This is a genomic window from Desulfosalsimonas sp. (genome assembly GCF_046483245.1).
GTDB lineage: Bacteria > Desulfobacterota > Desulfobacteria > Desulfobacterales > Desulfosalsimonadaceae > Desulfosalsimonas.
Genome location: NZ_JAWODO010000029.1, coordinates 22,711 through 29,966 on the forward strand (window position 1 = coordinate 22,711; position 7,256 = coordinate 29,966).

At 54.9% G+C, this 7,256-nt stretch carries 9 protein-coding genes; 7 read left to right on the forward strand and 2 right to left on the reverse strand.

Annotated features, from left to right (window positions below):
• Nucleotides 1-20 precede the first annotated feature (20 nt).
• Nucleotides 21-347 carry a thioredoxin gene (trxA, locus tag R6U41_RS02990; RefSeq protein ID WP_410268346.1) on the reverse strand — a complete coding sequence of 109 codons (327 nt, stop codon included), beginning with the start codon at nt 345-347 and terminating at the stop codon, nt 21-23.
• An 830-nt stretch (nt 348-1,177) separates the two neighbouring features.
• On the opposite strand from trxA, the gene hisI reads away from it, so the two are divergent.
• Genes hisI through R6U41_RS03020 form a run of 6 tightly spaced genes read left to right on the forward strand, consistent with a single transcriptional unit; the run spans nt 1,178 to nt 5,067 of the window.
• Nucleotides 1,178-1,555 (forward strand): phosphoribosyl-AMP cyclohydrolase, encoded by a 378-nt coding sequence (gene hisI / locus R6U41_RS02995; RefSeq protein WP_410268347.1) that lies wholly within the window; start codon nt 1,178-1,180, stop codon nt 1,553-1,555.
• Nucleotides 1,552-2,427, forward strand: a complete 876-nt coding sequence (hisG, locus tag R6U41_RS03000) for an ATP phosphoribosyltransferase (RefSeq protein ID WP_410268348.1) — start codon at nt 1,552-1,554, stop codon at nt 2,425-2,427. Before hisI ends, hisG begins: the two co-directional genes overlap by 4 nt.
• Before the next feature lie 7 nt (nt 2,428-2,434).
• On the forward strand, nt 2,435-3,043 hold the full coding sequence (gene yihA, locus R6U41_RS03005; protein WP_410268349.1) for a ribosome biogenesis GTP-binding protein YihA/YsxC: 609 nt from the start codon (nt 2,435-2,437) through the stop codon (nt 3,041-3,043).
• Complete coding sequence (gene era, locus R6U41_RS03010) at nt 3,040-3,954, forward strand: GTPase Era (RefSeq protein ID WP_410268350.1); 915 nt, start codon at nt 3,040-3,042, stop codon at nt 3,952-3,954. The genes yihA and era overlap by 4 nt, the downstream gene beginning before the upstream one ends.
• Nucleotides 3,955-3,956: 2 nt before the next feature.
• Nucleotides 3,957-4,796 (forward strand): RimK family alpha-L-glutamate ligase, encoded by an 840-nt coding sequence (locus R6U41_RS03015; protein WP_410268351.1) that lies wholly within the window; start codon nt 3,957-3,959, stop codon nt 4,794-4,796.
• Nucleotides 4,797-4,803: 7 nt separating this feature from the next.
• Nucleotides 4,804-5,067: an HNH endonuclease gene (locus R6U41_RS03020; protein ID WP_410268352.1), complete on the forward strand. Its 264-nt coding sequence runs from the start codon at nt 4,804-4,806 to the stop codon at nt 5,065-5,067.
• A 33-nt stretch (nt 5,068-5,100) separates the two neighbouring features.
• On the opposite strand, the gene R6U41_RS03025 is transcribed toward R6U41_RS03020, so the two are convergent.
• Nucleotides 5,101-5,406 carry a hypothetical protein gene (locus R6U41_RS03025; RefSeq protein ID WP_410268353.1) on the reverse strand — a complete coding sequence of 102 codons (306 nt, stop codon included), beginning with the start codon at nt 5,404-5,406 and terminating at the stop codon, nt 5,101-5,103.
• 227 nt (nt 5,407-5,633) lie between these two features.
• Here R6U41_RS03025 and recN point away from each other — a divergent pair.
• Nucleotides 5,634-7,256, forward strand: a 1,623-nt coding sequence (gene recN, locus R6U41_RS03030) for a DNA repair protein RecN (protein WP_410268354.1), incomplete at its 3' end; no start/stop codon positions are given.

Consider the following 7,256-nt stretch of genomic DNA (forward strand, 5'->3'; position numbering starts at 1 on the left):
TTCCGGTTTGCATCCTGAATCTATAGAGCGCTTTTGATCGTATCCTCAAGCTTGGCTTTCTGGACCATGCCAACGACCTGCTCGACCTTTTTGCCGTCCTTGAACAAAATCAATGTGGGAATGGCCCGGATACCATAATTGCTGGGCGTTGCGGGATTGTCATCCACGTTGCATTTCAGAAATTTAATCTTGCCATCATAGTCCTTGCTCAGCTCCTCGACCACGGGCCCGATGGCCTTGCAGGGACCACACCACGGTGCCCAGAAATCCACCAAAACGGGAATGTCCGAATTCAAAACTTCCTTTTCAAACGTGTCGTCGCTGACTTCTTTAACGTTTTCCGCCATTTTCATTCCTTCCTGAAAAAAAATTCGTGTTTGCGGGTTCTCATCAGGATGCCGGCAAATTTGAAACACAGGCGTTCTTCTTACTGGCAAATGAAAACCGCAGTCTTTATTCCTACTACATCCATGTCTGCTATGTCAAGATAACCATCCAACCGGTTTTTTCAAATGACGCCTTTATAAAAAATTCAACAGCTGGGTTACGCGCATTTTCTCAGAAACCACCTATAGCCAACTACTCTGCATTCTTCGAAATTGCGCAAGCCTTGATCTTAAATTTTTTATAAAGGCCTCAGACAGAGACCTCCACCTCAAAAAAATCCTGCTCATGCTTGGTTCCGGGATTTTGCCAGGGAGAACGCTTCCAGGGAAGTCCGGGGGCGGGGTTTGAGTTTTTGAAGCGACATTGAGCGTTTTGCGGGAAAATTCAGCAAATGCCGGAGCGTAAAAATTTCAAACTGTTTGAGGCCGGCAGGCCGAGTTTTTGAAATTTTAGCGGAGGCATTTGATGAATCCGCAAAACGATCAGGAGCGAAAAAACTCAAACCCGCCCCCGGGCTTCCCTCCCGACAAACTTCCAAGCGCTGTAAAAGCTGTTACAGGCTTGTCAAATTTTTCCGAGCCTTGAATCACCATGGTCCCGTGCCGGGGGCGGCTATTTCTTATAGAAAATCATTGACCTTATTTTTCTTAGCGATTAATATTTTTAGGTTATACAATTTATAGCTAAAATTGTGGGACCGCAGGCGAACTGCCCCGGATGAATGCCGAACCGGCAATCCATGCACCCGCCTGAAAATGTGGACTTTTTTTACAATTCAGGAACAACGATTATGGTTGAACTCGACTTTGACAAGGGCGGCGGGCTGCTGCCGGCCATTGCCCAGGATGCGAAAACCGGCGAAGTGCTCATGCTGGCCTACATGAACCGGGCCGCATGGGAAAATACCATCAAAACCGGCGTGGCCACTTACTACAGCCGTTCCCGGGACAAACTGTGGGTCAAGGGCGAAACCTCGGGCCACACCCAGCAGGTCCGGGAGCTGCGCTTTGACTGCGATGCCGACACCATCCTGCTCAAGGTGGTTCAGCTCGGCGGTGCGGCCTGCCATAAAGGCTATAAATCCTGTTTTTACCGGAAAGTGGAAAACAACGAAGCTGTGATTACAGATGAACCGATATTTGATCCAGACGAGGTGTATAAAAAATGAGTGACAAACTCAAGCTCGGCATTCCCAAAGGAAGCCTGCAGAAATCGACCATTGAACTGTTCCGCCGCTCCGGGTGGAAGATCAACGTCAACGGCCGCAGTTATTTTCCGGATGTCAACGACCCGTACATGGAGTGCACGCTCTGCCGCGCCCAAGAAATGTCGGTGTACGTGGAAAACGGCACCCTGGATGCGGGCCTGACCGGCAAGGACTGGATTGCGGAGAACAATTCCGACATTTACGTGGTATCAGACCTGGTCTACTCCAAGGTCAGCGCCCGGCCGGCGCGCTGGGTGGTGGCGGTTGCCAGTGATTCCGGCATAAAAACAATCCAGGATCTTTCCGGCAAAAAAGTGGCAACCGAACTGGTGGGCTATACCCGGCGCTATTTCGCGGACAAAAACATTGACGTAAACATCGAGTACTCCTGGGGTGCCACAGAGGCCAAGGTGGTCTCCGGACTGGCCGATGCCATTGTGGAAATCACGGAAACCGAAAGCACTATCCGCGCCCACGGCCTCAAGGTCATCCACGAAATGATGCAGACCAACACCCAGCTCATTGCCAATCACGATGCATGGAAAGACCCGGAGAAGAAAAAGAAAATCGAACAGGTGGCCCTTTTGCTCAAGGGCGCCCTGGCTGCCGAGAAACTGGTGGGCCTGAAAATGAACGCGCCCGAAGAAAAGCTCGACAGCATTGTCTCGCTTCTGCCGAGCCTAAATGCCCCCACCATCGCCAAGCTTTACCACAGTCAGTGGTACTCGGTGGAAACCGTTGTCAGCTCGGATACGGTCCGGGACATGATCCCGGTTTTGCTGGAAAACGGGGCCGAGGGCATCATCGAGTATCCATTGAACAAGGTGATCTGAGAGCGTTTTGAAAATCACTTCCGCCGCATTTGAAACCAGCGCCGCAAAACCCGGGCAGTACCCGGAGGCTGTTTTGCCGGAAATCGCGTTTGCAGGCCGCTCAAACGTGGGCAAGTCCAGTCTCATCAATACCCTGCTAAACCGCAGGCACCTGGTGAAAACCAGTTCCACGCCCGGCAAAACGCGTCTGATCAACTTCTTTGTCATCAACAACGCCTTTTATTTCGTTGATCTGCCCGGTTACGGATACGCCCGGGTCTCGCAAAAAGAGCGCAAGAAATGGGGCCCCATGGTGGAGACCTATCTCAGCTCCCGGCCTAACTTAAGGGCCGTGGTTCTGCTCCAGGACATCCGGCGCATGCCGGGAAGTGAGGAAATCCAGCTCCTTGAGTTTCTCGAACACCTGCATCTGCCGGTTCTGGTGATTTTGACCAAGGCGGATAAATTCTCAAAAAACAAGCAGGGCATTCAGGCCCGACAGATCCGGCAGCACCTGAAATTAAACCAGGACGAGACAGTGCTTTTTTCCGCCAAAACCCGCCAGGGCATGGATAAAATCCACGAGATGCTCGGGGACCTGCTCCGGGAAGAACCCACACAAGGCCCGGTCTTATGAATTTTTCTTCAGACAGCACCTTTGATGATTTCCGCTCCGGGTTTGCCGCCATTACCGGCGCGCCCAACGCGGGCAAATCAACGCTTTTAAACGCCATGATCGGCGAGAAGATCTCCATTACCTCGCCCAAGCCCCAGACCACGCGAAACCGTATTGCCGGCATCGTCCACGGCACCGGCTTTCAGATCGTGTTTCTCGATACCCCCGGGGTGCACAAAAGCGACAAGCTGTTTAACCGCAAAATCGTGGACGTGGCCCTGTCTGCAATGGACGAGGTGGACCTGATCCTGATGATCGCCGATGCGTCTGATCCAACTCCTGCATCCGAATCCCTGCTCGTGGACAAAATTGGAGAAAAAAAACCGCTTCCTGCCATTCTGGCCTTAAACAAAGTCGATCTGGTGGAAAAACCCCTGCTGCTGGAACAAATTCAAAAATGGGCGGCTCTGGATATATTTTCTGAAATCGTGCCCATTTCCGCCAAAACCGGGCTCCAGGTCCCGCAACTGGTGACGGCCATGGCCGGCCACCTGCCCCCGGGACCGGCCTATTACCCGGAAGACGCACTCACCGACGCGCCCGAGCGGTTTATCGTGGCCGAGATGATCCGGGAAAAGGTTTTTGCCCACACCGGCCAGGAGATTCCCTATTCCACGGCCGTGACCATTGAACGGTTTGCCGGGGATGAAAAAAAGGACGTGGTGCGCATTCATGCGGTCATCCACGTGGAGCGCGACTCCCAGAAAGGCATTGTCATCGGCAGCCGCGGCCGGATGCTGAAAACCATCGGCTCAGAGGCGCGCAAAGACATTGAAAGCCTTCTGGGTACCCGGGTGTTTCTGGAACTGTTTGTCCGGGTGGAAAAAGACTGGAGCAAAAAGCCCAAGTCCATCCGCAAACTCGGTTACTAAAGATGATTTTGTCCTTTCATCCTTGTTACGTTGGAGACGAAAACCGGCTTTGCGCCGGCCGCGATCCGGATGATGACGACATAGCCAGGATGCGGGCCGCAAAAGCCGTGATCCTGCCTCAGGGATGCCGCGAAACACTTTTTAATGCGGCTGCAAGCTCTTGCCCACGGGTGTTTCCGGATTACACGGCCCGCTTTGCCTGGCCCGAGAAAACCGGCCAGAGCCGGATGTTTGCCCATTACAACACCCCCCGCCCGGTTACTGCGGCATTTGACTGCCTTGCCGACTTTAACCGGCAGTATAACAGTAACCCGGCCGAAGCCGGTTTTGCATTTCCTTTTGTGTTCAAGTACAATGGCTCCGGCGAAGGCGCCAATGTCTGGCTTGCCGACACCCCGGACACCTTTGCCCGGCTTCTGGCACGGGCAGCGGACTGGGAAAAAACCCGACAATACGGGTTTGTGCTTCAGCAATACATTGAAACCCGCGGCCGCAGCCTGCGGGTGGCGGTAGTGGGAAACACGCTGGTGTCCTACTGGCGGATTCAGCCCGACAATACCGGATTCCAGGCATCTGCGGCACGCGGCGGCAGGATCGATCACACGGCAGATCCCGGCCGCAGGGCGGCAGGCGAAGAGTTGGTTTTGCACTTATGCCGCCAGACCGGCATCAACCTGGCCGGATTTGACCTGATCTTTTCGGAAAATCCGGCTGTGAGACCATCGAATACGCCGTTATTCCTGGAGATCAATTATTTTTTCGGCAGAACGGGCCTGGGCGGGTCTGAGGCGTTTTACCGGCTGTTGTGCGCAGAAATCGACAAGTGGATTGGGCAGGCATAGAGCGGCAATGTATATTCCGGAAGAAGAAGAAATTCACAGGGAAAAGGCAAAGGCCCGCCAGCTGCGGGCTTCCCAGTGGTGGAAGCGCAAATGCGCCAAGGGCGTCTGCCATTGGTGCGGCAAGACCGTGGCGCCCGGGGACCTGACCATGGACCACGTGCTTCCCCTGGCACGGGGAGGGAAAACCACCAAAAACAACGTGGTACCCTGCTGCAAGGAGTGCAACACCCGGAAAAAAAGCAGGATGCCCGTCCAATGGGACACTCCCTGAGCGCCGGCAAACCCCCGGCGCCCGCGCGACAGGTTAGCGGAAGTCGCCCAGGGGCCGGTTAAAAGTGTACATGGCCGGCGGCACCATCAGGTTTTCAAAGGCCTCGCCGGTGTTTCCGCCCCAGGCTGAAAACGGAAGCGACACCACAAAGGTGGTAGTACCAAAAATCAGGGAAACAAATCCCAAGGGTCTTGCGGCAAACATATCCACCACCATGGTGGCACCGCTGGGCTCCCCGGAATTGACGGAATAATCCGCCGCCATTGCCGACTGTGCCAGGGGGCCGGCCAAAAATGCAGCCACTGCCACCACTAAAACCAACCGTTTGACGTAACGCATGGAAACCTCCTTATGGCCCTGAACTTGACATCCTGAATGATTGGTTTATAAAGAAAGAATCGTGTATAAACATAATATATGCCATTTCACAGGCAACAGTCAATTTTTTTGTAAAAAAATTCAGAATTGATGGTTTCGTAAAAGTCGATTTTTTCGCTCCATGATCATTTTGAGCGCGGTTTAATTTGTCTGCTTTTCCGGCACCCCAACACAGCCCCAGGATGGATATGCTCCGGGAAATTGCAATTAAAAATTTTGCCATTATCGATGATCTTCGGATCCGCTTTGACCATGGCATGACCGTTTTAAGCGGCGAGACCGGGGCCGGCAAATCCATTATCATCCAGGCATTGAACCTGCTGCTGGGCAGCCGGGCGGATACTTCCATGATCCGGACCGGCGCGGAATCCGCCGAGCTTGAAGCCCTGTTTGACATGGACACCCGCGGCCCGGCCGCAGCCGCCCTGGCCGAACAAGGGCACGCGCCCGGAGAGGAGCTGGTGATCCGGCGGATATTGTCCAGAAACGACCGGCACCGGGTTTACATCAACGGCCGGCTGGCCACCATGAGCCTGCTGGCCCGGGTCACGGAAAACCTGGCCGGCATTTCCGGCCAGCACGAACACCAGCGACTGCTCCGGGAATCCGAACATCTGCGCATCCTCGATCAGCTTGCCGGCCTTGACGACCTGCAGCAGTCCCTTGCCGACTGCTACCATGAAATCACCCCAATGATCCGAAAGCTTGAAGAACTCCGGGCAAAGCGCAAACAACAGGCCGAACGCATGAAGCTCATTTCTTTCCAGCAGCAGGAGATCGAAGCCGCAGACCTCGCCCCGGGCGAGGAAGACCAACTCAGAGAGCAGCTGGCCCGGCTGAAAAACGCGGAAAACCTGTTCCAGACCGCCGGCCAGGGGGTGGAAGAACTCTATGACCGCGACGGTGCGGTGTCCGAGCGGTTAAAAACCCTGCAAAAGGAACTGGAAAAAGCTGCTGCAATTGACTCCCGCCTCACCGAGCCCGCGGAAGCCGTGGCGGACGCGGCCCTGCGTTTAGAGGACACAGCGGAGTTTCTTCGCCAGTACACAGACGGCATCGAATTTGACCCCGGGCGCATGGAGGAAATCGAAGCCCGCATCGATACCATCAACAAGCTCAAGCGAAAGTACGGCGATTCCGTGGAAGAGATCCTGGAAACCCTGGCGGCGCTTGAAGACCAGCAGTCTGAGATTGAAGGCATTGAAGAGCAAATCTCCAAAACCGAATCCCGCCTGGCAGAGCTGCACCAGCGGCTGGCCGAGTTGACCCGGCGGTTGTCGGAGAAACGAAAAACCGCGGCAGAAAAGCTCGGCCGGCAAATGGATGCACAGCTCAGGGCGTTGAAAATGGCCGACACCCGCTTCAGGGTCCATTTCCAGCCCGCCCCGGCTCAGGCCGAGACCCCGCAATGGCTGTGCGTGGACGGTTGCGCGGTATCTGAAAAAGGCGCAGAGCAGGCCAGGTTCATGATTTCCCCCAATGTAGGCGAGGACTTAAAACCGCTTTCCAGGATCGCTTCGGGCGGCGAGCTGTCAAGAATCATCCTGGCCTTAAAAGCGCTTCTGGCTGATACGGAACCTGTTGAAACCATTGTTTTTGACGAGGTGGATGCGGGCATCGGCGGAGAAGTCGCCGAAGTGGTGGGCCGGAAGCTGGCAGACCTGGCAGACCGCAACCAGGTGATCTGCATTACCCACCTGGCCCAGATCGCCCGATTCGGCGATCATCACTACCGGATCACAAAGACGGTGGCCGAGGGCCGCACCACCACCTGCATCCAGCCCCTTGACCCGTCAGACCGCATCGAGGAA

Excerpts from the sequence above, each read along its gene's own strand:
- trxA (WP_410268346.1), bottom strand. The coding sequence starts at position 347 with ATGGCGGAAAACGTTAAAGAAGTCAGCGACGACACGTTTGAAAAGGAA.
- hisI (WP_410268347.1), top strand. The coding sequence starts at position 1,178 with ATGGTTGAACTCGACTTTGACAAGGGCGGCGGGCTGCTGCCGGCCATT.
- hisG (WP_410268348.1), top strand. The coding sequence starts at position 1,552 with ATGAGTGACAAACTCAAGCTCGGCATTCCCAAAGGAAGCCTGCAGAAA.
- era (WP_410268350.1), top strand. The coding sequence starts at position 3,040 with ATGAATTTTTCTTCAGACAGCACCTTTGATGATTTCCGCTCCGGGTTT.
- R6U41_RS03015 (WP_410268351.1), top strand. The coding sequence starts at position 3,957 with ATGATTTTGTCCTTTCATCCTTGTTACGTTGGAGACGAAAACCGGCTT.
- R6U41_RS03020 (WP_410268352.1), top strand. The coding sequence starts at position 4,804 with ATGTATATTCCGGAAGAAGAAGAAATTCACAGGGAAAAGGCAAAGGCC.
- R6U41_RS03025 (WP_410268353.1), bottom strand. The coding sequence starts at position 5,406 with ATGCGTTACGTCAAACGGTTGGTTTTAGTGGTGGCAGTGGCTGCATTT.